This is a genomic window from Paraburkholderia sp. 2C, from assembly GCF_054589215.1.
Genome location: NZ_BAAILL010000041.1, coordinates 150,618 through 173,287, shown reverse-complemented (window position 1 = coordinate 173,287; position 22,670 = coordinate 150,618). Strand labels below are relative to the sequence as shown.

21 protein-coding genes and 1 pseudogene are annotated in these 22,670 nt (G+C 62.9%); 15 read left to right on the top strand and 7 right to left on the bottom strand.

The genetic code is table 11. The features are described from left to right. Position 1 precedes the first annotated feature (1 nt). Complete coding sequence (pdxA, locus tag ACYPXD_RS19380; RefSeq protein WP_459714641.1) at positions 2-1,003, top strand: 4-hydroxythreonine-4-phosphate dehydrogenase PdxA; 1,002 nt, start codon at positions 2-4, stop codon at positions 1,001-1,003. A 296-nt stretch (positions 1,004-1,299) separates the two neighbouring features. Next, a complete protein-coding gene (locus ACYPXD_RS19375) occupies positions 1,300-2,598 on the top strand; it encodes an MFS transporter (protein WP_459714638.1) in 1,299 nt (432 codons plus the stop codon). Here the strand turns inward: ACYPXD_RS19375 and ACYPXD_RS19370 are convergent. Further along, a pseudogene (locus tag ACYPXD_RS19370) lies at positions 2,595-3,322 on the bottom strand (SDR family oxidoreductase). The gene ACYPXD_RS19375 and the pseudogene ACYPXD_RS19370 overlap by 4 nt on opposite strands. A gap of 51 nt (positions 3,323-3,373) precedes the next feature. On the opposite strand from ACYPXD_RS19370, the gene ACYPXD_RS19365 reads away from it, so the two are divergent. The 13 genes from ACYPXD_RS19365 (at position 3,374) to ACYPXD_RS19305 (ending at position 17,023) form a co-directional block, all read left to right on the top strand. After that, positions 3,374-3,565 (top strand): Lrp/AsnC ligand binding domain-containing protein, encoded by a 192-nt coding sequence (locus ACYPXD_RS19365; protein ID WP_459714635.1) that lies wholly within the window; start codon positions 3,374-3,376, stop codon positions 3,563-3,565. Positions 3,566-3,981: 416 nt separating this feature from the next. Beyond that, positions 3,982-4,437 (top strand): RidA family protein, encoded by a 456-nt coding sequence (locus tag ACYPXD_RS19360; protein WP_459714632.1) that lies wholly within the window; start codon positions 3,982-3,984, stop codon positions 4,435-4,437. A 125-nt stretch (positions 4,438-4,562) separates the two neighbouring features. Beyond that, positions 4,563-5,678, top strand: a complete 1,116-nt coding sequence (locus ACYPXD_RS19355; protein ID WP_459714630.1) for a succinylglutamate desuccinylase/aspartoacylase family protein — start codon at positions 4,563-4,565, stop codon at positions 5,676-5,678. A gap of 336 nt (positions 5,679-6,014) precedes the next feature. Then, the gene (locus tag ACYPXD_RS19350; protein WP_459714627.1) at positions 6,015-8,984 is read left to right on the top strand and encodes a molybdopterin oxidoreductase family protein; all 2,970 of its coding nucleotides are present in this window, start codon (positions 6,015-6,017) and stop codon (positions 8,982-8,984) included. Positions 8,985-8,996: 12 nt separating this feature from the next. Beyond that, positions 8,997-9,749, top strand: coding sequence for a 4Fe-4S dicluster domain-containing protein (locus tag ACYPXD_RS19345; RefSeq protein WP_459714625.1), 753 nt, complete (start codon positions 8,997-8,999; stop codon positions 9,747-9,749). 20 nt (positions 9,750-9,769) lie between these two features. Next, positions 9,770-10,720 (top strand): dimethyl sulfoxide reductase anchor subunit family protein, encoded by a 951-nt coding sequence (locus ACYPXD_RS19340; protein WP_459714622.1) that lies wholly within the window; start codon positions 9,770-9,772, stop codon positions 10,718-10,720. A gap of 140 nt (positions 10,721-10,860) precedes the next feature. Next, positions 10,861-11,994, top strand: a complete 1,134-nt coding sequence (locus tag ACYPXD_RS19335; RefSeq protein WP_459714619.1) for an ATP-binding protein — start codon at positions 10,861-10,863, stop codon at positions 11,992-11,994. Between the two features lie 101 nt (positions 11,995-12,095). Then, on the top strand, positions 12,096-12,830 hold the full coding sequence (locus ACYPXD_RS19330; RefSeq protein ID WP_459714617.1) for a succinate dehydrogenase/fumarate reductase iron-sulfur subunit: 735 nt from the start codon (positions 12,096-12,098) through the stop codon (positions 12,828-12,830). Next, entirely contained in the window at positions 12,827-13,168 is a 342-nt protein-coding gene (locus tag ACYPXD_RS19325) for a succinate dehydrogenase (protein ID WP_459714614.1), read from the top strand. The genes ACYPXD_RS19330 and ACYPXD_RS19325 overlap by 4 nt, the downstream gene beginning before the upstream one ends. Next, on the top strand, positions 13,165-13,581 hold the full coding sequence (sdhC, locus tag ACYPXD_RS19320; protein ID WP_459714612.1) for a succinate dehydrogenase, cytochrome b556 subunit: 417 nt from the start codon (positions 13,165-13,167) through the stop codon (positions 13,579-13,581). Before ACYPXD_RS19325 ends, sdhC begins: the two co-directional genes overlap by 4 nt. A gap of 59 nt (positions 13,582-13,640) precedes the next feature. Next, positions 13,641-14,510, top strand: a complete 870-nt coding sequence (locus ACYPXD_RS19315; protein ID WP_459714610.1) for a fumarate hydratase — start codon at positions 13,641-13,643, stop codon at positions 14,508-14,510. A 49-nt stretch (positions 14,511-14,559) separates the two neighbouring features. Then, positions 14,560-15,177: a FumA C-terminus/TtdB family hydratase beta subunit gene (locus ACYPXD_RS19310; RefSeq protein ID WP_459714608.1), complete on the top strand. Its 618-nt coding sequence runs from the start codon at positions 14,560-14,562 to the stop codon at positions 15,175-15,177. A 31-nt stretch (positions 15,178-15,208) separates the two neighbouring features. Beyond that, positions 15,209-17,023 (top strand): L-aspartate oxidase, encoded by a 1,815-nt coding sequence (locus ACYPXD_RS19305; RefSeq protein WP_459714605.1) that lies wholly within the window; start codon positions 15,209-15,211, stop codon positions 17,021-17,023. On the opposite strand, the gene ACYPXD_RS19300 is transcribed toward ACYPXD_RS19305, so the two are convergent. From ACYPXD_RS19300 to ACYPXD_RS19275, 6 genes are all read right to left on the bottom strand, one after another. Continuing rightward, the gene (locus ACYPXD_RS19300) at positions 16,930-17,871 is read right to left on the bottom strand and encodes a LysR substrate-binding domain-containing protein (RefSeq protein ID WP_459714603.1); all 942 of its coding nucleotides are present in this window, start codon (positions 17,869-17,871) and stop codon (positions 16,930-16,932) included. The genes ACYPXD_RS19305 and ACYPXD_RS19300 overlap by 94 nt on opposite strands. A gap of 52 nt (positions 17,872-17,923) precedes the next feature. Then, on the bottom strand, positions 17,924-18,673 hold the full coding sequence (locus ACYPXD_RS19295; RefSeq protein ID WP_459714601.1) for a sulfite exporter TauE/SafE family protein: 750 nt from the start codon (positions 18,671-18,673) through the stop codon (positions 17,924-17,926). An 82-nt stretch (positions 18,674-18,755) separates the two neighbouring features. Next, positions 18,756-19,721, bottom strand: coding sequence for an ABC transporter permease (locus tag ACYPXD_RS19290; RefSeq protein WP_459714599.1), 966 nt, complete (start codon positions 19,719-19,721; stop codon positions 18,756-18,758). Beyond that, positions 19,714-20,520: an ABC transporter ATP-binding protein gene (locus ACYPXD_RS19285; RefSeq protein WP_219803565.1), complete on the bottom strand. Its 807-nt coding sequence runs from the start codon at positions 20,518-20,520 to the stop codon at positions 19,714-19,716. The genes ACYPXD_RS19290 and ACYPXD_RS19285 overlap by 8 nt, the downstream gene beginning before the upstream one ends. A gap of 11 nt (positions 20,521-20,531) precedes the next feature. Next, positions 20,532-21,542 (bottom strand): ABC transporter substrate-binding protein, encoded by a 1,011-nt coding sequence (locus ACYPXD_RS19280; RefSeq protein ID WP_459714596.1) that lies wholly within the window; start codon positions 21,540-21,542, stop codon positions 20,532-20,534. A 308-nt stretch (positions 21,543-21,850) separates the two neighbouring features. After that, positions 21,851-22,615 carry a GntR family transcriptional regulator gene (locus ACYPXD_RS19275; protein ID WP_459714594.1) on the bottom strand — a complete coding sequence of 255 codons (765 nt, stop codon included), beginning with the start codon at positions 22,613-22,615 and terminating at the stop codon, positions 21,851-21,853. Positions 22,616-22,670: the final 55 nt, after the last annotated feature.

Below are 22,670 nucleotides of genomic sequence, written 5' to 3'. Positions count from 1 at the left end.
CATGAGCCACTATCTCCCCGTAATCGGCATCACGATGGGCGACGCTGCGGGCGTGGGCCCCGAGATCGTCGTCAAGAGCCTCGCACACGAAACGGTTTATAAGCAGTGCCGGCCGCTTGTGGTCGGCGACGCGAAACGGCTCGAGCGCGCCGCGCAGATCGTCGGCAGCACGGCGAAGGTGCGCCGTATCGAACAGCCGTCCGAGGCGCGCTACGAGCTGGGCACGATCGACTGTATCGACCTCGGCCTGATTCCCGAGGATCTGCCGTTCGGCAAGCTGTCGCCGGTCGCGGGCGACGGCGCGTACCAGTACATCGCGCGCGCGGTCGAACTGGCGGAGAAGAACGAGATCGACGCGATCTGCACGGCGCCGCTCAACAAGGAAGCGCTGCACGCAGGCGGCCACAAGTTTCCGGGCCACACGGAGATGCTCGCATATCTGACCGGCGTCGACGAAGTGTCGATGATGCTCGTCGCGCCGCAACTGCGCGTGATTCACGTGACGACGCACATCGGCATCATCGACGCGATTCGCAAGATCGAGCCGGGTCTCGTGAAGCGCACGATCGAGCGTGGTCATGCAACGCTCGTGAAGGCCGGCATCGCGAATCCGAAGATCGCCGTGTGCGGGATCAATCCGCATGCCGGTGAAAACGGTTTGTTCGGCTATGGCGAGGAAGAGGAAAAGATCGTGCCGGCCGTGCTCGAGCTGCGCGAGCGCGGCTGGAACATCGAAGGGCCGCTGCCCGCCGATACGCTGTTTTTCCGTGCGGGGCGCGGCGACTTCGATCTCGTCGTCGCGATGTATCACGACCAGGGGCATGGGCCCGTCAAGGTGCTCGGCCTCGAAGCAGGCGTCAATGTGACGGTGGGACTGCAGGTCGTGCGCACGTCGGTCGATCACGGCACGGCGTTCGACATTGCCGGCAAGGGCATTGCCGACGAAGGCAGTCTGCTCGAAGCGCTGCGTCAGGGCGCGGAGCTTGCGACGCGTCGTGGGTAATCCTCGGTAAGTAGCGTAGCGAAACAAAAGCAGTAGAGCGAAAGACAGTCAAGCGAAAGCGGCGGACCGCAGCAAGCGGCTCCGCCGTTTTTCTTTACCTCTTTATTAGAGGTGGGCATCCGGGCTTGAGCCACGCACAGGCAAAAACGATGCTCCGCCTGGAATATTCTTCCGCGACAGGGTGTTGTGAAAGATTGATGCATTCCCTGGAGCCGAATACTGTAAGCCAGAGGTTTCAAACGCCCTTCGGATCCCAGGACACCCATCATGTCGTTCCGCCGATCAGAATCCCAACGATGACTACCACCGATACGCAAGCTTCCTTCATTCCCCACCGCCCGTTGATGGGCAGCGACCATAGAACGCTGGTGCTCGCGGCGCTCGGCGGCGCACTCGAGTTTTACGATTTCGTCATCTACGTGTTTTTCGCGGCGGTGATCGGGCAACTGTTTTTTCCCACCTCGATTCCCGACTGGCTGCGTCAGGTGCAAACCTTCGGCATTTTTGCGGCCGGTTATATTGCGCGGCCGCTCGGCGGCATCATCATGGCGCATTTTGGCGACCTGATCGGCCGTAAGCGGATGTTCATGTTGAGCGTGCTGTTGATGGCACTGCCGACGCTGCTAATGGGACTCCTTCCGACTTACAACGTAGTCGGTCTCGTCGCGCCGGTGCTGCTGCTGGTGTGCCGCGTGCTGCAGGGCGCGGCCGTCGGCGGCGAAGTGCCGGGCGCATGGGTGTTCGTCTCCGAGCATGTGCCGCGCCGATATGTCGGCTATGCGTGCGGTACGCTCACGGCCGGTTTGACCGCGGGCATTCTGCTCGGCTCGCTGATCGCATCGGCGGTCAATCATCGCTACGGGCATGAGGAAATCGTCGCGTTTGCGTGGCGCATTCCGTTCCTGATCGGCGGTCTGTTCGGCTTGCTGGCCGCCTTCATGCGACGCTGGCTGCAGGAGACGCCGGTCTTCGTCGAAATGCAGCAGCGCAAGTCGCTCGCATCGGAAGTGCCGTTGAAAGCCGTGCTGCGCGACCACGGCGGCCCCGTGCTGGTTTCGATGATCCTCACCTGGACGCTGACCGCGGCGATCGTCGTCGTGATCCTGATGACGCCGACGCTGCTGCAAAAGCGCTTTCATCTCGATGCCGCGACGACGCTCGCGGCGAACTCGGTCGCAACCTTGTGCCTGACGATCGGCTGCGTGATTTTCGGCTCGCTTGCCGGGCGCTTCGGCGCGGCGCGTACGATCTTCGTCGGCTGCCTGTTGCTCGCGGTGTCGTACTACATCATGTTCACGCATGTCGCAGCCGATCCGTCATCGCTGATGACGTACTACGCAGTGACGGGCTTTTTCGTCGGTGCAGTCGCGGCGATTCCGGTGGCGATGGTCAACGCGTTTCCGGCGACCGTGCGCTTCTCGGGCATTTCGTTTTCATACAACATCGCTTATGCCGTGTTCGGCGGGCTGACGCCGGTTGCAGTGTCGCTGATGCTGAAGTCGAACGCGGATGCGCCGCAACTGTATGTAGCCGTGCTGTGCGTGGTCGGTGCGCTCGCGGGGTTTGCGATGCGCGGCGCGCGCAAGGTGCATTAGCGCGCCGGGCGTATCGGAAAACAGGAAACCGCGCGTTGGGAATAACGCGCTAAATGGCGGCGCGGCGGGTGTGCGCGCCGCGTCCGCATCAGGCACTCGTGCCGCCGGACCTTGATGCTCGTGCCGGTCACGAAGGCCGCTTCGGGGCTTGCGAGCCACGCGACCATGTTCGCGATGTCCGTCGGATTGCCGTAGTGGCCGAGCGCGATCGAATGGCCGATGTGTCCGGCGAGCGGACCGCCGGCGGGATTCATGTCCGTGTCGATGCGCCCGGACTGCACGTTGTTGACTGTTTGCCCGCATCGCCGAGATCGCGTGCGAGCGCGCGCGTCATGCTCGCAATCGCACCTTTCGTGCACGCATAAACGGACAAGCCGGAAGCCGGCACATCGTCGCTCGTCACGCTGCCGATATTGATAATCCTGCCGCCTTTGCGCATGAATCGCAGCGCTTCCTTGATCGCCACCAATGGGCCGCGCACGTTGATCGCCAGCATCCGGTCGATATCGTCGAGCGGAAATTCGTCGATCGCGCGCACGCGCAACATCGCTGCATTGTTGACGAGAATGTCAAACGATCCGAACTCCGACGCAGTGGTCGATACTGCCGCCTGCATGGCCCTCGCGTCGGCGCTATCCGCATGCAGTGCTAACGCGCGGCCGCCGTCGCGCTGAATTTCGTAGACGGTCCGATGTGCATCGGCTTGCGAGTCCGCATAGGTGATCGCGACTGCAGCCCCTTCGCGCGCGAAGCGCTTGGTGATGGCGAAGAAGTGATGGAGTGCTACCTGATGACCGGCGCGTACGACTATGTCGTGCGCGTGGTGGCCAGCGACATTCCGGGCATCGCGCGCTTCGTGACGACACGCCTGACAAAAATCGATGGCGTGCGCGACGTCAATACATCGATTACGCTGCGGCGCGTGCAATACAAGACCGAGTTGCCGGTGCGCATCAGCGAAGGCTAAAGCGGACGTTTAAGCTCTGCCTTCGTAAATTTTGCCGAAACGGCGGGTCGACATTTTCAGCTGCACGCTGCGTATAGACCCGTGCGTAACCCCGAGCTTGGCCCGAGCCTGGCCTGTTCAAGCGCTCGACTATCCGCGTCACACATTGCATCGCATTGTATTGCTGCAACTGCGGCAACAGACGTCGCGGTGCACCTGCCCCTCGCGCGTGCGCAACGCGCACCAATGCGCGGCGTGACTTCACTGCTTTTGCCGCTGTGCGACAGGTGCGGGAAAACCCCAGCGCTTTTTTTCTGTGGCACTTTATTCCGGTTCCGGAATAAAGTGCCACAGGTCGGTGTTCCGGACGATAAGCGCCTCGCGCATCATGCGCGCAAGGCTTAACCTTCGTCTTAACCTTTACCAGGAACTCCGCCATGAACCTCCCCTCGCGCCTGTTGCAACTCGGCTTCGAACTGCCGGCTCCGATTCGCCCGCTCGGTTCGTATCGCACGGTGTCGATATCGGGCAATCAGATGTATGTCTCGGGCCTTGGGCCGTTCGAGAACGGCAAGCCGATCGTCGGCACCGTCGGCGCCGATCTGTCGCTCGAAGCGGCGCAGCGCGCGGCGCAGCTTACGATGCTGATGATCCTCTCCTGCATCGAAGACGAATACGGCCTCGACAAGGTCGATCGATGCAGCCGGCTTACCGTGTATGTGCGCGCCGACGCAGCGTTCACGCAGCATCCGCTGGTGGCGAACGGCGCAAGCGATCTGGTGCGCGAGCTGTTCGGTGAAGACAAGCTGCCCGCGCGCAGTGCGTTGGGTGTCCATACCTTGCCGATGGGCATTCCTGTGGAGATCGACAGCATTTTTGAATTGAAGGCGTGATCGCGTGACCCGCGGTTCGCTGCCGTGCGACAGGTGAGGCTTTTCGGGAGCGACATGGGCCTCGTGACTAAACCGTCGAACGGCCGTAGCATGACGCCGAACTTTCGTAACCGGCGCCGCCAGAGATGAACCAGCAATCGATCCCGCTTCTGTCACCCGCCGTCGGCACGCGCCGCGAGCTCACCGTTTTCCGTTTCGGCCCGGCGCAAAGCGACGAAAAGATTTATATCCAGGCATCGCTGCATGCCGATGAAACCCCGGCGATGCTAACGGCCGTATTGTTGAGACGCCGCCTCGTCGAACTCGAAGCGCAAGGCGCGCTCGCCGCGCAAATTGTGCTGGTGCCGGTGGCTAACCCCATCGGGCTTTCGCAATACGTACTCGGGCAATTCGTCGGGCGCTTCGAACTCGGCAGCGGCAAGAATTTCAACCGCCATTTCCTGCCGTTCAGTACGGTGATCGATCGCGCGAAAGATACGCTCGGCGCCGATCCGCTCGAAAATCGCCGCATTGTCCGGCAATTGATGCATGACGAGCTCGAGCTCCATCAACCCGTCAACGAATTCGAATCGTTGCAGCATGAACTGCTGAAGCTGTCGTTCGACGCGGACATTGTGATCGACCTGCACTGTTCGCAGGAAGCCGCCATGCATCTTTATACGAATGAAACCGGCTGGGCGGAGTTCGAACCGCTTGCGCGTTATCTGGGCTCGCGTGCATCGATGCTCGCGAACGACTCGGGCGGCCAGTCGTTCGACGAAGCGCATAGCCTCTTCTGGTGGCAACTGCAGCAAGCGTTGCCGGCGAGCAAGCCGGTGCGCACGGGCACCCTTGCAGTGACGGTCGAATGTCGCGGACAGCGCGACGTATCGTATGACGTGGCGCAGCACGATGCCGACGCGCTGATCGACTATCTGACCCGGCGCGGCATACTGCGCGGCGAAGCCAAACCGTTGCCCGCCCTCCTGATGCTCGCGACGCCGCTTGCCGGCAGCGAACAGCTATTTGCGCCGGCGAGCGGGATACTTGTGCATCGCGCCGAAATCGGCGCGATGGTGCGCGCGGGCGAACCGCTGTTCGATATCGTCGACCCGCTGACCGACGCGACCACCACCGTCGTAAGCCGCAACGACGGCGTGCTCTACATGCGTCGCGCGATCCGCTTTGTGACGGCGGGCGCGCCGCTTGGGCGCGTGACCGGCATGGAGCCGATGCGAAGCGGAATGTTGCTTGGCGCATAACGCCGGACGTGTTGTCCTTTGTGCGGCGCAGCGCCGTCATTAATGAAGCGCGGCACCGACATTTTCCCGATCGTCACCATTCATTTGCCTTTCTGCTGCGCGCGTTCAATCTTCCTAAAGGTGAGAATTTTCGGGGGCGCTGGCGCTCGCATGCGCCCACCATCAAAGGCTTAAGGTGATATAGAGACAAACTTTGCGAAGCGCGCGAAAACTATCGGTCAGCTTGATAACGCGAATTCGAAATAACGATTTTTCATTTGCTTATAACGCCTCTACGATGAAAAGCGGACTCCCGTCTGTTCTATCGGGTGGACTTCGCAAGTTAATGAGGCAAGCATGGAACATCACGCGCGTACGCAAAACGAGAAGCTCGAGGTCAAGACCACGACGTGTTACATGTGCGCGTGCCGCTGCGGCATTCGCGTACATCTGCGCGACGGGGAGGTGCGCTACATCGACGGTAATCCCGAGCATCCGCTGAACCAGGGCGTGATTTGCGCGAAGGGCTCGTCGGGCATCATGAAGCAGTATTCGCCGGCGCGTCTGACGCAACCGCTGATGCGCAAGGCGAACGCCGAGCGCGGTACGGCGCAGTTCGAACCGGTATCGTGGGACGTTGCGTTCGCCACGCTCGAAAAACGGCTTGCACATCTGCGCGCAACCGACCCGAAGCAGTTTGCGCTATTCACCGGCCGCGACCAGATGCAGGCGCTGACCGGCCTCTTCGCAAAGCAGTACGGCACGCCGAACTATGCGGCGCACGGCGGCTTCTGCTCGGCGAACATGGCTGCGGGCATGATCTACACGATAGGCGGTTCGTTCTGGGAATTCGGCGGCCCCGATCTCGACCGCGCGAAGCTGTTCCTGATGATCGGCACGGCCGAGGACCACCATTCGAATCCGCTCAAGATTGCGATTTCGAAATTCAAGCGCGCGGGCGGCCGCTTTATTGCGATCAATCCGGTGCGCACCGGCTATGCAGCGATTGCCGACGAATGGGTGCCGATTCGTCCCGGCACCGACGGCGCACTGTTTATGGCGCTGATCCACGAACTGCTCGCCACCGACAGCTACGATCACGAATTCGTCACGCGCTATACGAATGCAGCTGAACTGCTCAACATGAATGAGCAAAGCGACGAATTCGGCCTGTTCGTGCGCAATCCCGACGCGGCGGAAAGCAATCCGCTGTTTCCGCAAAACCATCTATGGTGGGATAGCGCAAGCCAGCGTCCGGTGCTGCATCACACGCCCGGCACAAAGCCCGCGCTCGATGGCCGCTATGCGCTCGACGACGGCACGCCGGTCACGCCGTCGTTCGCCTTGCTGCGCGAACGCGCCGCGCAATGCACGCCCGAATGGGCCGCGGAGATCACCGGCATTTCCGCCGACACGATCCGCCGTCTCGCACGCGAAATGGCCGACACCGCGCGCGATCACAAGATTACGCTGCCGATTCGCTGGACCGATGCATGGGGCGAAACGCACGAGACCGTAACCGGTAATCCGATCGCATTCCATGCGATGCGCGGCCTCGCTGCCCATTCGAACGGCTTCCAGTCGATTCGCGCGCTGGCCGTCCTGATGTCGCTGCTCGGCACGATCGACCGGCCGGGCGGATTTCGTCACAAGTCGCCGTTTCCGCGCGCGGTGCCGCCGTCGGCGAAACCGCCGAACAGCCCGGACGCGGTGCAGCCGAACACACCGCTTGCAACCGGGCCGCTTGGCTGGCCGGCCGCGCCCGAAGACCTGTTCATCGACGAACACGGCGAGCCGGTGCGCATCGATAAGGCGTTTTCGTGGGAGTACCCGCTCGCGGTGCATGGCCTGATGCATAGCGTGATTACTAACGCATGGCGCGGCGATCCGTATCCGATCGATACGCTGATGATCTTCATGGCCAACATGGCGTGGAACTCGTCGATGAACACGGTCGAAGTGCGCAAGATGCTTGCGGACAAGCACGAGAACGGCGAGTACAAGATCCCGTTTATCGTCGTGTGCGATGCGTTCCAGTCGGAGATGACCGCGTTTGCCGATCTGATTCTTCCGGATACGACGTATCTCGAACGTCACGACGCGATGTCGATGCTCGACCGCCCGATCTCCGAATTCGACGGACCGGTCGATTCGGTGCGTGTGCCTGTCGTGCCGCCCACCGGCGAATGCCGGCCGTTCCAGGAAGTGCTGATCGAGCTCGGCAGCCGTCTCAAGCTGCCTGCATTCACGAAGCCGGACGGCACGCGCAAGTATCGCGATTATCCTGAGTTCGTCATCGGTCACGAAACCGCGCCCGGCTCGGGCGTCGGCTTCCTGATCGGCTGGCGCGGCGAGGACGGCAGCGACGCACTGGTCGGCAAGCCGAACCCGAACCAATGGAACGAGTACGCAAAACATAACTGCGTGTTCCACTACACGCTGCCTGAAACGCTGCAGTACATGCGCGGCCAGAACGGTCCGTATCTGCAATTCGCCGTCGAAAAGGGCTTTCGCAAGTTTCCCGAGCCGATCGTGATTGCGCTCTACTCGGATGTGATGCAGAAATTCCGTCTTGCTGCGCAAGGCAAGACCCAAGGCCGTCAGCCGCCCGAGCATCTGCGCGAACGCGTCGAGCGCTACTTCGACCCGCTGCCTTTCTGGTACGAACCGCTCGAGCGCGGCACCACCGATCTCGCGCGCTTTCCGCTTGCCGCGGTCACACAGCGGCCGATGGCGATGTATCACTCGTGGGACTCGCAAAACGCGTGGCTGCGCCAGATTCACGGCGAAAACTATCTGTTTATGAATCCGCGCATGGCGGCCGAGCAGGGCATTGAAGACGGCGGCTGGATTTACGTCGAATCGCAATGGGGCAAGGTGCGTTGCATGGCGCGCTATAGCGAAGCGGTCGAACCGGGCACGGTCTGGACATGGAACGCGATCGGCAAGGCCGCGGGCGCATGGAATCTCGGGCCCGACGCGAACGAATCGCAGCGCGGCTTCCTGCTCAATCACCTGATCACCGACGAACTGCCGGCGCATGGCAGAGCCGATCGTCATGCGAGCGGCGAAGCCGCTTCTGCGCAGACGCCTTCGCGCATTTCCAACTCCGATCCGATTACCGGCCAGGCCGCGTGGTACGACGTGCGCGTGCGCGTCTATCCGGCCGAAGCGGATGCGGATCACACGCTGCCGCAGTTCGCGCCGATGCAGCCGCTGCCGGGATCGGTCGGCACGTTCAAGCGCATCGTGCAGACCTATTTCGCGGGGCGCGGCGAATTCGCGGCGCGTTTGCGCCGGACAGTCAAATCTTCGAAAGACATTTGAGAGGAACACCCCATGACCCAGATGGCGCTCGTGATCGATCTGAACGTCTGCGTGGGCTGCCACGCATGCGTGACGAGCTGCAAGGAATGGAACACATCCGGCGAGGCGGGGAGCCTGTCGGACGCGCGTCCGTACGATGCGGACCCGTCGGGCACGTTTTTCAACCGCGTGCAGACGTTCGAGGCCGGCGAATTTCCGCTCGCCGATACGATTCACTTTCCCAAGTCGTGCCTGCACTGCGAGGACCCGCCGTGCGTGCCCGTGTGTCCGACCGGCGCGAGCTACAAGCGCAAGGAAGACGGTCTCGTGCTTGTCGATTTCGACCGCTGTATCGGCTGCAAGTACTGCGCGTGGGCGTGCCCCTACGGCGCACGCGAGCTCGACGAGGAACGCAAGGAGATGACGAAGTGCACGTTGTGCGCGGACCGCATCCACAACGAGTCGTTCTCCGAGCGCGACCGCAAGCCCGCCTGCGTGCTTGCCTGCCCGACGTCGGCACGCCTTTTCGGTGACATCCACGATCCCGAATCCGTCGTATCGAAGGCGATCCGCGAGCGCGGCGGGTATCAACTGATGCCCGAGTGGGGCACGCGCCCGGCGAATCACTACCTGCCGCGGCAGAAGACCACTGCGTGCGGTAGCGGGTCGTGCTCGTGCGGCTCGGGTACGGAGGGCGCGGACCTCGCGGGCCAGACCGCCATGGAGCGGCCGGCCGCGCTCGAGCACGGCGCGGTCGATCTCGCGTCGATGGCGACGCGCGTTTAAAAAATCGGGAGAACCACACCATGAATCCGGCTTTCTCAGTCGTATTTCTGACGACATTGAGCGGCGCGGGCCAAGGCTTGATGATCGCGCTCTTCGGCGTCGAGCTTGCCGCGCGACTGGGCCTGATCGCGATGCCGCCGCAGGTGTTTTTTATCGTTGGCGCGGCGTTATCGGTCGTGCTTGGCGTGCTTGGGCTATTCGCATCGTTTTTCCACCTTGGGCATCCGGAGCGCGCGTGGCGCGCCATTGCGATGTGGCGCACGTCGTGGCTGTCGCGCGAATGCCTCGCGTTACCGGTGTTTCTTGCGTGCGTGTTTGCGTATGGCGTGTTGCATGCCCTTGGCGCACCGTATTCGCTCGCGGTCGGCGCGATCGGCGTGCTCGCAAGCGGCGTGCTGTTTGTCTGCACCTCGATGATCTATGCGTGCTTGCGCTTCCTGCAGGAATGGGCGACGCCGCTCACGATGGTGAACTTCGTGCTGCTCGGTTGCGCGTCGGGTTTCACGGTCGCGGCGGCAAGCGCCGCGTGGTGTGCGCCCGCCATCGTGCCGGGCCTTGCGGTGTGCGCCTGTGTGCTGACACTGGCCGGCTGTGTTGGGCGCGTCGCGGCGCTCAGGCGCAATGCGCGCTTGCGGCCGAAATCGACCGTGCAAAGCGCGACCGGCATTCGCTCAGCGAAGGTCGTCCAGAGATCGCGCGGCTTCACGGCCGGTGCGTTCAATCTGCGCGAGTTCTTCCATGGCAAGACGCCGCAAACGCTGCAGCGCATCAAGTGGACATTTCTGATCGCGGCGTTCCCGGTGCCGTTTGTGCTGATTGTGCTGGGCGGCAGCGTCGGTTCGGTCGCGCTGTCCGCGGTGCTGCTGTGTGCCGCGTGTGCGATCCAGTACGCGGGGCTCGTGGCCGAGCGCTGGTTCTTTTTCGCCGAAGCGCGTCACCCGCAGAACCTGTATTACCGCCAGGCAGCCTGAGCGGGCGAGGCGGAGCCTGAAGCAGTCGGCAAGCGCGCCGGCGCGCCGCCGATGTCCGCCGAGCCTTGCCGGGTGGGCATTACACAAAATTATCACCCATCTGTATAATTACTCGGGTCGACGATAATTCTGTGTAATTCATGAAGCTGACCGAGCTCTGGCATTTTCCTCGCCCGGATCTGGCCAACGCCTATCTGGCCGCGCTGAATTCGGGAATTCTCGCGTCGCTCACTATCTTTGCACCGCGGCGTACGGGCAAAACGGTGTTTCTGCGGCAGGACCTGACGCCCGCGGCCCAACAAATGGGCTACCACGTCGTCTATGCTGATCTTTGGCAAACGCGGCAAACACCCGGCGCCGCTCTGCTGCACGCGCTAGAGGCGCCTCAGGAACCCGACACCTTCGCGAAGAAGCTGAAAGCGAAGCTGGCGCCGTCGGTGAAGTCGTTAAGGGGTAAGGCAGAAATTGCCGGCACGTCGATCGAAGGCGCAATCGAGCTCAACGACGACAAAAAGCGGGCCGCGACAGCCGCGGCACTGCGGCTCGACGAATTGCTCGGTGAGCTGACGCGGCGCAAGCCTGTGCTGCTGCTCGTCGACGAAGCCCAGTCGCTAGGCAGAAGCGAAGAAGGCGAAGATGTGGCGCGCGCGCTGCGTACGTCGCTGACGAAGTATCGGGACAATCTCCGGGTCGTCTTCACCGGTTCCTCGCGCACGCAGCTCGGGCACGTCTTCACGGACACGCGCGCTCCGCTTTATTCGGCGGCCAATCCGCTGCAAGACTTCCCTTTGCTCGACGAAGCGTTCGTGCAATTCGTGGCGAAACGGTTCGCCGCCGCAACCTCGCGCAAACTCAATGAGAAGAAGCTGAAGGCCGCGTTCGCGCAGTTTCACCGTCGGCCGGAACCGCTGCTCGAAGTGGCGATCACGCTGATGATGCAGCCGAGAATGTCGTTCGACGCAGCGGTGGCGCTGCAGCTTGAAAAGCTGGCCGGCGCGGAAGGCCATGAAACGACGTGGGAAGGCCTGAGCGCGCTCGAACGCTTGCTGGTCCGCGAAATCGCGGGTAATTCGCTTTTCAGGCCTTTTTCCCGGGAGGCGGTGGCAGACTTCAAGAAACTGTTGGGCATCGAGGCGCTGGGCGCCACGCATGTCCAGCGCGCGCTTGGGCGGCTCGCGGCGAAAGGGGTGGTCGTCAAGTCGCCGCGGGACGCGTACGAGTTCGAAAACGAAAATTTCGCTACCTGGGTGCGCAACATGGCCGGCACGCCCTGAGCATAAAAAATTCTTTAGCTCGCCGCAAAAATGTTTGGCTTTCAGCCGTTGCGCGAGCGCCTTAGACTGGCTTCGCTATCACGCGAATCAATACAGCCAGGATGCCAAGCGCAACCCCCACAACCCTGAAAGTGAGCGTCTGGCGCGGTGCGGACGAAGGCGAGTTTCAGCGCTTCGACGTGCCGCGCATGGAGAGCCAGACGGTTCTCGACGTGGTCATTCATATCCAGCGCCATCTCGACGCGACGCTCTCGTATCGCTTTGCGTGCCGTGTCGGCATGTGCGGCTCGTGTGCGATGACGGTCAACGGCCGCGCGCGCTGGACTTGCCGCACCCATGTGACGAAAGTACTGCGCCACGCGGACGACGTGCTCGAGATCGCGCCGCTCAATCATCTGCCGGTGGTCAAAGACCTCGCCACCGACATGACCGGTTTCTTCGACAAATGGCGCGACGCGAAAGGCTATTTCGCAGGCCAGCGCACGCGCGCCGAGCCCGCCGCACGTGTCGATCCGGCTTCGTCCGCACGCAAGGCCGCCGACGCCGGCATCGAATGCATCGGCTGCGGCGTGTGCTATGCGAGCTGCGATGTCGTTGCATGGAATCCTGACTATCTCGGCCCGGCTGCGCTCAACCGCGCATGGACGCTCGTCAACGATGTGCGCGACACGCAGCAAGAGGCGCGTATTGCCGCAATATCGAACGATGCGGGCTGCCATTCGTGTCATACCCTCGGTTCATGCACCGAACGCTGCCCGAAGTCGCTTGCGCCGACCGCGAGTATCGCGGGCCTGAAGCGCCTGAACGGCAAAGCGCCGCAAGGAGCACTCGAATGAAGGCGGCGGTAAGCGGCTGGCGCGTACAGCGCATTTCGGCGATGGTGCTCGCGGTGTGCGTGACCGTGCATCTGATCACGATGATCGCCGTCGTGCACGGCGGCCTTTCCGCGGGCGCGATTCTCGCGCGGCTGCACGGCAACGTGGTTTGGGGCCTGTTTTATGCGGTATTCGTACTCGCCGCCGCCGCGCACGTGCCGGTCGGCTTGCGGCGTATCGCCGAGGAATGGCTCGGCTGGCGCGGAGCAAGCGTATTCGCGGTCAGCGTGCTGATCGGACTGCTGCTCGCCATGGCAGGCTTGCGCGCGGTATTCGCGCTGACCGGAGGGCCGCTATGAGCGAACTCGACGCATCGCACGCCGGCAGTGCCGCTGCCGTGGGCCGGCGCAAAACGCCGGGGCGTCGTGCCGACGCGCGCGCGCGCAACCATCCCGCATGGTGGGCGTTTCTCGTGCATCGCCTGTCGGGACTCGCGCTCGCCGTTTTCCTGCCGATGCATTTCTGGGCGCTCGGCACCGCATTGCACGGCGCCGCGGCATTCGATTCATTTCTCGCCGTGACGCGCCAGCCTGCATTTGTCTTCGCGGAATGGGGGCTCGTCACGCTGCTGGCCGCGCATCTGATCGGCGGCGTGCGGCTTCTGCTGATCGAATACCGGCCGTGGAGCGGCCTGCGCAAGGATCTGATCGCAGCGACCGCGGGCGGCGCGCTCGTGATCGGCCTCGCATTCGCGCTGTCGCTCACGTTATGAGCGCAACTCATTCAACAAGACCAGGCGTGCCTGCATTCGGGCGCGATGGAGACCACCCGATGGACATGCAACAAGTCGAAGAAATCGCGAAGCAGTTGTACATTCGCGCGTTGAAGCAATTGCCGCCGGACATCAAGGACGGCATCGCGCGCCTTGAACGCGTGGAAACCGACGACACCGCGCGCCGCGTGCTCGGCATCATGCGCACGAATATCGGCGTCGCCGAAAGCGAGGACAACCTGCTGTGCCAGGACACGGGCCTGCCGATCTATAACGTCACGATCGGCTCCGGCCTCGCGCTCGATGGCGTCGCGCTGAAAGATGCGATCCGCCGCGGCTGCGAGCGCGCGACGCGCGAGCATCCGCTGCGCTCGTCGGTCGTGCATCCGTTGACGAGACAAAACCAGCAGACGTCATGCGGCCCGCTCATGCCGGCGATCCATATCGACTTCGACTCGGCCGCCGATACGCTCGTCATCGAGATGATCCCGAAGGGCAGCGGCTCCGAGAACAATTCGTTTCTGAAGATGGCCACGCCCGCCGACGGCATCGACGCGATCAAGCGTTTCGTGATCGATTGCGTGGTCGACGCCGGCGGCAAGACCTGCCCGCCGACGATTGTCGGCGTCGGCGTGGGCGGCACCTCGGACCTGTGCGTGTGGCTCGCGAAGCGCGCGGCGACGCGCGCCCTCGGCACACGCAATGACGACCCGCATGCGGCGGCGCTCGAAGAAGAACTATCGGCCGCGGTGAATCAGCTCGGCGTCGGCCCGCAAGGACTCGGGGGCGATGCGACCGCATTCGCGGTGCACGTCGAACTCGCCGCGACGCACATCACGATGAATCCGGTTGCGGTCAACATGCAATGCCATTCGGCGCGGCGCGCACGCGCGACGTTGACGCGCGGCGAAGTCGAATACGGCTATTAACACACCCAACCCGGGACCAAAGGACGCCGGCTGCGAGGAGACCTGATCAATGACGAACCATATATTGCAGATGCCCGTCACCGAAGCGCAAATCCGCGCACTGAAAATCGGCGACATGGTAACGCTGACCGGCACGCTGTTCGGCATTCGCGACGCCACGCAAATCCATATGTTCGATCGCGGCCGCGAGACACGCTTCGATCTGAACGGCCATGCGGTCATCCACACGGCGCCGAATGTGCGCCGTGTGCCCGTATCGGATGAAAACCCGGCCGGCTACGAGCCGATCTGCATCGGCACGACGACATCGATGCGCATGGAGCGCTTTACCGAGCCGCTGATGGCGCAATACGGCGTGCGCATCGTGATCGGCAAAGGCGGTCTGGCGCAGCGTTCCGCCGATGCGTTCGCGAAGCACGGCGGCGTGTATCTCGCGATTGTCGGCGGCACGGCGGCGCTCGAGACGACGTGGATCGAGCAGATCGAAGATGTCGATCTCGACGACCTGAACCCCGAATCGTTGTGGCGTTTCAGGATCGGCGAGTTCGGTCCGTTGCTCGTCGCGATGGACAGCCACGGCGGCAGCGTCTACTCGACGGTGCAGCGGAACACGCTGTCGCAGCGCGACAAGGTGCTCGCGTCGCTCGGTGTTCGTGCGCAGCCTTAAGAAAAGCCGACTGATTCCGGAGCTCACGCAGATGAAGCAGTACGACACCGACATCCTGATTCTCGGCAGCGGCGGCGCGGGCCTGTTCGCCGCGCTGCACGCGCATGCCGCCGCGCCGCAGTTGCGCATCACGATCGCGGTGAAGGGGCTGCTCGGCAAATGCGGCTGTACGCGCATGGTGCAGGGCGGATATAACGTCGCGCTTGCGCAAGGCGATTCGATCGAGCGTCATTTCATGGACACGATCGAGGGCGGCAAATGGCTGTCGAACCAGGACCTCGCGTGGACGCTCGTCACGCGTGCGGTCGAACGCATTCACGAGCTTGAAAACGAATTGGGCTGCTTCTTCGACCGCCATCCGGACGGCACGCTCAAGCAGAAGGCATTTGCGGGGCAAACCTTCGATCGCACGGTGCACAAGGGCGATCAGACCGGCATCGAGATCATCAACCGGCTTGCGGAGCAGGTGTGGGCACGCGGCATCGCACGGCTTGAAGAACATCGCGCCGTTGAATTCATCGAGTCGCAGTCGGGCGGCGCGCTCGCCGGCGTGCTGATGATCGACATGCGCAGCGGCGAATTCGTATTGGTGCGCGCGAAAGCGGTGCTGCTCGCCACCGGCGGCGGCCCGACGATGTACAAGTACCACACGCCAAGCGGCGACAAGAGCTGCGACGGCATGGCGATGGCCATGCGCGCGGGGCTCACGCTGCGCGATATGGAAATGGTGCAGTTCCATCCGACCGGGCTCCTCGCCGGCACGCATACGCGCATGACCGGCACGGTGCTCGAAGAAGGGTTGCGCGGCGCGGGCGGTTATTTGCTGACGGGCGACGGCGAACGCTTCATGCATCGCTACGATCCGCGCGGCGAACGCGCGACGCGCGATATCGTGTCGCGCAGCATTTTCCGCGAGCTGCGCGCGGGCAATGCGACGCCGAACGGCGGCGTCTATCTGCGCATGGATCATCTCGGGCCCGACTCGGTGCGCCAGCGCTTCAAGGGCATGGTCGAGCGCTGCGCCGATTGCGGCTTCGATCTGGCGGGCGGTCAGGTCGAAGTCGTGCCGACCGCACACTACATGATGGGTGGCGTGGCATTCGAGGCCGATTGTTCGACCACGCTACCGGGCCTGTTCGTGGCCGGCGAAGATGCGGGCGGCGTGCATGGCGCGAATCGCCTCGGCGGCAACGGCGTCGCGAATTCGACTGTGTTCGGCGGCATTGCTGGCGAGACGCTCGCGCAATGGGTGCCGCGCAATGGGCGCTACGAAGAAGCGGACCGCGACCAGATTGAACGCGCGGTCGAACGGTGCCGCGCGCCGCTTACGCGCAAGCCCAATGGAGACCTCGAAGCGATTCGAGAAACGCTTTACGACCTGATGTGGAACGATGTCGGCATTCTGCGCGACGCGCAGGGCCTCGAGCGCGCCCGCCATGCCTTGCTCGATATCGAGGCGCGGCTCGATCGCACCGGCATCGACGGCCGCGATTTGCGATTCAATCTGTCGTGGCACGACTGGTTGAATCTGCAGAACCTCACGCTCGTAAGCCGCGCGATCACCGAATCGGCGTTGCTGCGCGAGAACTCGCGCGGCGCGCATTTCCGCGAAGATTTTCCTGACGCGGGCGATCTTGAGACGTCCGAATATATGTGCCTGCGCATGCTCGACGACGGCGCACTCGAAACGACGCGCCGCCGCGTGCAGTTCACCCGCGTGCGGCCTGGTCAGTCGCTGCTCGACGACGCGCCTCATGTCACGCCGGCACCGGCCGTGGCAGCAGACCCGGCGCCCGCACCGCGCGAACCGGTCGCGGCCGGCTCGTCGGCGCCGCCGGTGAAATGACGCTTCACCGCGTCGGTGAACGCTTCGCGGTCATGCTCGCGGCGTTCGAGCAAACCGACGCGGCGCGGCGCGATACGCTCCGGCAGCGCGATCACACGCAGGCCCGACTCCGCATTCCAGTTCGCATTCGCAAGACGCGGCACGATCGACACGCCGAAGCCGCGCTTCACCATTTCGCAGATCGCCTCGAGCGAATTCAACTCCATGATGTCGCGCACCGATGCACCGAGCCCTTGCAATGCCTCTTCGATCAGGATGCCGGTCCACGTCTGCCGGTCGAAACGGATATACGGCTCCTGCAATAACGCGTCGACGTCGGTACGCGGATCTTCCGTCGACGTGATGAGTACCATCGGCTCGCTGTAGAGCGCGGTCCATTTGAGTGTTGGAGGAAATCCGGCCGGCGATTGCGTGACGATGGCCGCATCGAGCTCCGCGCTCTCCACGCGTGTCGCGAAATCGCTCGACAGGCCGGTGAAGAGTTTGAGCTCGAGCCGCGGATAGCGGCGCTTCAGGTTCAGCATCGCATCGGCGAACGCGCCCATCAGCGACGAAACGAGCGCGCCGACGCGCACGACGCCGGCCACTTCGTCGCGCTCGCCGGCCGCGAGAATCTTGCGGTAGTTCGCCACCAGCGTTTCGGCGAGCGGCAGGATCGTGCGGCCCTGTTCGCTCAGCGAAACCGAGCGTGGCGTGCGTTCGAACAGCACCATGTCGAGATCGCGTTCGAGCGAACGCATCTGCTGGCTCACGGCGGCTTGCGTGAGACATACCTCGTCGGCAGCGGCGGCGAACGAACCGTGCCGGGCAACCGAGAGAAACGTGACGAAATAACGAATCGCACTCATGGCGGGTTCTCCGCGAACTGGCCGCCAGGGCGGCCTACGTTGACGCGCGCGGTTAGCGCAATGCGTGGACGAGCGAAGTGCCGAGCAGCGCTGCCCCCGATGCAAACAGCAGCACGAGCAGCACGCGCTTGAATGCGGTATCGGAGATGCGCACGTACAGACGCGAACCGAGCCACGCGAAAATCAGGGTGGACGGCACCATCCATGCGAATAGCGTGAGCGTCTGCCGGTCGATAAGGCCGGTCAGCGCATAGGTGACCAGCGTCAGCGACTGCATGGCGATAAAAAAACTTTGGCAGATCGCGCGCTGCAAGTCCTTGTGATGGCCGCGCAGCATGCACCACACCGTCGGCGCGGGGCCCACGAGACCCGCGATGCCTCCGAGAATACCGCCGATCACGCCGATGCCGCCATCGGCCCATGCGCCGCCCGCGGTCACCTTCGGCAGACTCTTTGCGGCCAGCATCACGCCGCAATAGACAATCAACAGCAGCCCGACGCCGATGCGGAACCCGGTCGGATTGATCATCGGCAGCAGGGCGGCGCCGATCGGCACGCCGATGAATCCGCCTGCAATAAACGGCCCGATCACTTTGGGGCGAATCTGGCCGCGCACGGTACCGACGGTCAGCACCTGGCCCACCAGCGAGCCGACCACGAGCATCGGCCCGATCGCTTGTGGCGGCAGCGTCCACGCCCAGAACACCATTGCCACGAGGCCGAACGCAAAACCGGCAAGACCCGATACGAAGCCCGCAATCGCGCTGCCGCCGATGACGAGCAACGCGAGTTGCGTGCTCAACGTTTTCGCTCCGCGACCGCGCGCGCGGCGAGCACGTCGCGCGGCGCATGTGTCGCGCGTTTTTCGGGCGCCGGCATACCGCTCACGACTGCATGCCCCAACGCTGCACCGTATGCCGTTCGAGCGTGCGGAAGATCAGGTTCTCGACCGCGAGGCCGATCAGAATCACCGTGAACAGTCCGGCAAACACATTCGCGATATCGAGCAGATTCTTGTTCTCGTAGATAAACCAGCCGAGGCCGCCCGAACCGGAGCTCACGCCGAACACGAGTTCCGCGGCGATCAGCGTGCGCCATGCGAACGCCCAGCCGATTTTCAGGCCCGTCAGAATGCTCGGGAACGCGGCGGGCACGAGAATCTTCGTCACATAACGGCCGCCGCGCAGCCCATAGTTGCGCCCGACCATCTTCAGCGTATTGCTGACCGATAGGAATCCCGAATGCGTATTCAACGCGACGGACCACGTGACCGAATGCACGAGCACGAAAATCAGGCTGCCGTTGCCGAGACCGAACCAGATCAGCGCGAGCGGCAGCAGCGCGATCGCGGGCAACGGATTCAGCATCGACGTCATCGTTTCAAGGAAATCCGTGCCGATGCGCGACGTGATAGCCGCTGCCGTCAGCACCGCGGCGAGCACGATGCCGCATGCATAGCCCATCAGCAGCACATGAATCGACGCCCACGCCTTGCCGGGCAGTTCGCCGCTCGCGATGCTCGTGACGAACGCTTCGACCGTCGCGCTAAAAGTGGGGAACAGCAGCGCATTGTTGAGAATGCGCCCGTACACTTCCCACACGATCGCGAGAAACGCGAGAATCACGAACTTCCGAATCCATCCCTGGTTGTAAAGCCGTTCGAACATCGACAATGGCTTTTCGACGACGCTGAACTGATGCGTGTCGCTCGTCTCGCGAACGATCTCTTCGCGCGGCGCCGACACCAGGCCGGCTGCCGCTTCATGGGCGGATTCACGGCCCGATTCGCGGCCCGATGAAGGGGGAAAAGCAGTGGCGGACGCGGCGCCCCGGATAGTACCGTTAGACATTCTCGGCCTCTTCGATCTCGTCTTCGAACAGCATGTGCTGGATGCGCTTTTCGAGCGCGACCGCGGCTTCGCCGGATACGGCCGTGTTGAGCTCGGCCTTCACCTGGCCCGGATGCGGCGACAGCAGCAGAATGCGGCTGCCCACCTTGATCGCTTCCGGAATCGAGTGCGTGACGAACAGCACGGTGAAGCGCGTTTCCTGCCACAGCGCGAGCAGCTCGTCCTGCATCTTGCGGCGCGTCAACGCATCGAGTGCGGCGAACGGTTCGTCCATCAGCAGAATGTCGGGTTCCATCGCCATGCCGCGCGCAATCGCGACGCGCTGCTTCATGCCGCCCGACAGCGTATGCGGGTAACTATCGGCGAATTTCGTGAGGTTGACCTTGTCGATGTAGTGCATCGCGCGCTGTTCCGCTTCGCGTGCGTTGAGGCGCCGCGACGACAGCAGCGGAAACATCACGTTCTGTTTGACGGTTTTCCACGGCAGCAGCTGATCGAACTCCTGAAACACCATCATGCGGTCCGGGCCCGGCTTCGTGATGGTTTTGCCCTTCAGCGTGATCGAGCCTTCGGTGGGCGGCAGATAGCCGCCGACGCTTTTCAGCAAGGTCGACTTGCCGCAACCCGACGGGCCAAGCAGGACGAAACGATCGCCCTGGAACACCTGGAAGTCGACGCGATAGGTCGCCATCACGAGATGCTTGCGCGTCTTGTATTGCAGCGTGACGCCCTTCACGTCGAGCAGCGGCGCATCGCCCGGCGCGTGCCCCGACGAGGACGCGCCGCTGGAATTACGCATCGAAAACATGGTCAGCTCCCTTGCTGAGATTGCGCGGTTGGAAAGAACAGGTCTTTCCACGTCGCCGGCTTCGTCTTGATGAGGCCGGTGCGCGCCATGAAGTCCGCGTATTTGACCGTGTTTTGCGGGACTGTCGTGAACTGCACGTCAGGCGCCGAGATCATCTTCTCGATTTCGTCGACGCTGCTCTTGTCCTTGCTGATGCGCAGATAAGCGAGCGCGGCAGCGTGCTTGTCCTTGTTGATCGACGCTTCGGCTTCGTCGAGCGCGGCCATGAACGCCTGCACGAGCTTCGGGTTCTGCTGATAGAACTTCGACGTGCACCAGACGAGATTGAACGTCGACTTGCCGCCGAGGATGTCGTACGAATTCAGCACCGTATGCACGTTCTGATGCGAGAGCTCCTGCTCCTGGAACGGCGGCGAGCCGAAATGCGCGGTCACCTCGCTGCTGCCCGAGAGCAGCGCCTGCTGCGCATCCGGGTGCGACAGCGACACCGTGTATTTGTCCAGTTGCCCCTGGTTGCCGGCGCCAAAGGCCTTTTCCGCCGCCATTTGCAGCGTGATCGCCTGAATCGATACCTTGGCGGCCGGCAGCGCGATCTTGTCCTTACCGGAGAAGTCCTTCACGGTTTTCACTGCGGCGTTTGTCGTGTTCAGGAGCAGCGGCATCGAATTGATCGCGGCCAGCGCCTTCACTTCGAGTGGCGTGCCATGGGTGCGCGACCACAGCAGCACGAGCGGCGCGACGCCGCCCGAAGCAATCTGCAGCGAATCGGACAGCAGCGCGTCGTTCATCACGTTGCCGCCCGCGAATTCGACCCACGATACCTTCAGATTGGCAATGCCCAGTTGTGCGGCGTGTTTTTCCAGCAGTTTCTGGTCCTGCATCAGCATCAGCGGCAAGTAACTGACGCCGTACTGGCGCGCAATCTTGATCTCTGTCATGTCGGCGCGGGCGACAGTGCAGACCAACAGCGCGGCCAGCGCGGAAAGTATGACGGCGACTTTGCGAAAGCTCATTGCTCGACACTCCTTGCGAGAGGAACGGCACGGCGAATCGTTAGAAAAGTTTCCGGGGACGGAGCGGCGCAGTATGAGTCGCCAATATTAAGGATTCGTTGCGGCGCGACGAGAAGTCGGGCGACGGAAGGGATGGACCGCTTCGGAGCTTGGTAAAAGCAGGGAGGTATGCATTGTGAGGGTCTCCTGATAGTTGGCGGCGAGCGCGAACCGCAGCTTTATGATTTACATCATCTGTATGAGTAGCGAGTGTAGGTGATCGTTTCGCCGATTGCAAATTACCAGAATACGGTCGCGTATACCGCGGGTCACGAAGCTTCGTCGTGCGATGCCGAAGCACCCACATATTCGTAGTGCTCGGTATTGACGTGCGAGATGCGCACTTCGACGGGAACGTGGTGATACGAATACGCGACGCGCCGGATCTCGAGAATCGGCGCGCCCGCCTCGACGCCGAGCAACGCGCTTTCAAGCTCGTCGGCCAGCGCGACGCGCACGCGTTCGTCGGTGCCGACCACGTTGATGTGAAACACGTCCTGGTAGAGGTTGTAGAGCGTGCTCGGCCGCTCGCGCAGCGTCGCCTCGCTGAGTCCCGGAAAGCGTGACTCCGGCACTGTGATGTTCTCGGTCATCACCTTTTCGCCGTGCAGTGCGAGCTGGTTCAGGAACGTGAAGACGCGCGCGCCGGTGTCGATATTGAGCAGCGCCGCGACTTCGCGCGTTGCCTTGGCCTTCCTGAACGACACGAGGCTCACGGTCGGATAGGTCTTGTCGCCGTCCGCGCGCACGACGCGGAAAAAGCGGAAGAAATGACGGTCGCGCTGGTGCTGGGCAACGAAGGTGCCGAGCCCCTGATGGCGCACGAGGATATTGTCCGCGACGAGTTCGTCGATCGCCTTGCGCAACGTGCCGATCGACACACCGAAGCGTTCGGCGAGGCGCTTTTCGGAAGGGATCGTCTCGCCGCCTTTCCATTCGTGCGCCGATAGCGCCGCAAGCATCGCGTTCTTCACTTCCTTGTAACGCGTGCCGCCGATGGCGGAAGTCGTACTGATGATGGTCGGCGTGTTCATGGCGGGTGCCCCTTGTTCCTTTTCTCGCAGCATGCCGGCGATGCAATCGCTTTGT

Bases quoted from the DNA above. Each gene is read 5' to 3' on its own strand.
- pdxA (WP_459714641.1), top strand. From the start codon at position 2: ATGAGCCACTATCTCCCCGTAATCGGCATCACGATGGGCGACGCTGCG.
- ACYPXD_RS19375 (WP_459714638.1), top strand. From the start codon at position 1,300: ATGACTACCACCGATACGCAAGCTTCCTTCATTCCCCACCGCCCGTTG.
- ACYPXD_RS19365 (WP_459714635.1), top strand. From the start codon at position 3,374: ATGGAGTGCTACCTGATGACCGGCGCGTACGACTATGTCGTGCGCGTG.
- ACYPXD_RS19360 (WP_459714632.1), top strand. From the start codon at position 3,982: ATGAACCTCCCCTCGCGCCTGTTGCAACTCGGCTTCGAACTGCCGGCT.
- ACYPXD_RS19355 (WP_459714630.1), top strand. From the start codon at position 4,563: ATGAACCAGCAATCGATCCCGCTTCTGTCACCCGCCGTCGGCACGCGC.
- ACYPXD_RS19350 (WP_459714627.1), top strand. From the start codon at position 6,015: ATGGAACATCACGCGCGTACGCAAAACGAGAAGCTCGAGGTCAAGACC.
- ACYPXD_RS19345 (WP_459714625.1), top strand. From the start codon at position 8,997: ATGACCCAGATGGCGCTCGTGATCGATCTGAACGTCTGCGTGGGCTGC.
- ACYPXD_RS19340 (WP_459714622.1), top strand. From the start codon at position 9,770: ATGAATCCGGCTTTCTCAGTCGTATTTCTGACGACATTGAGCGGCGCG.
- ACYPXD_RS19335 (WP_459714619.1), top strand. From the start codon at position 10,861: ATGAAGCTGACCGAGCTCTGGCATTTTCCTCGCCCGGATCTGGCCAAC.
- ACYPXD_RS19330 (WP_459714617.1), top strand. From the start codon at position 12,096: ATGCCAAGCGCAACCCCCACAACCCTGAAAGTGAGCGTCTGGCGCGGT.
- ACYPXD_RS19325 (WP_459714614.1), top strand. From the start codon at position 12,827: ATGAAGGCGGCGGTAAGCGGCTGGCGCGTACAGCGCATTTCGGCGATG.
- sdhC (WP_459714612.1), top strand. From the start codon at position 13,165: ATGAGCGAACTCGACGCATCGCACGCCGGCAGTGCCGCTGCCGTGGGC.
- ACYPXD_RS19315 (WP_459714610.1), top strand. From the start codon at position 13,641: ATGGACATGCAACAAGTCGAAGAAATCGCGAAGCAGTTGTACATTCGC.
- ACYPXD_RS19310 (WP_459714608.1), top strand. From the start codon at position 14,560: ATGACGAACCATATATTGCAGATGCCCGTCACCGAAGCGCAAATCCGC.
- ACYPXD_RS19305 (WP_459714605.1), top strand. From the start codon at position 15,209: ATGAAGCAGTACGACACCGACATCCTGATTCTCGGCAGCGGCGGCGCG.
- ACYPXD_RS19300 (WP_459714603.1), bottom strand. From the start codon at position 17,871: ATGAGTGCGATTCGTTATTTCGTCACGTTTCTCTCGGTTGCCCGGCAC.
- ACYPXD_RS19290 (WP_459714599.1), bottom strand. From the start codon at position 19,721: ATGTCTAACGGTACTATCCGGGGCGCCGCGTCCGCCACTGCTTTTCCC.
- ACYPXD_RS19285 (WP_219803565.1), bottom strand. From the start codon at position 20,520: ATGCGTAATTCCAGCGGCGCGTCCTCGTCGGGGCACGCGCCGGGCGAT.
- ACYPXD_RS19280 (WP_459714596.1), bottom strand. From the start codon at position 21,542: ATGAGCTTTCGCAAAGTCGCCGTCATACTTTCCGCGCTGGCCGCGCTG.
- ACYPXD_RS19275 (WP_459714594.1), bottom strand. From the start codon at position 22,615: ATGAACACGCCGACCATCATCAGTACGACTTCCGCCATCGGCGGCACG.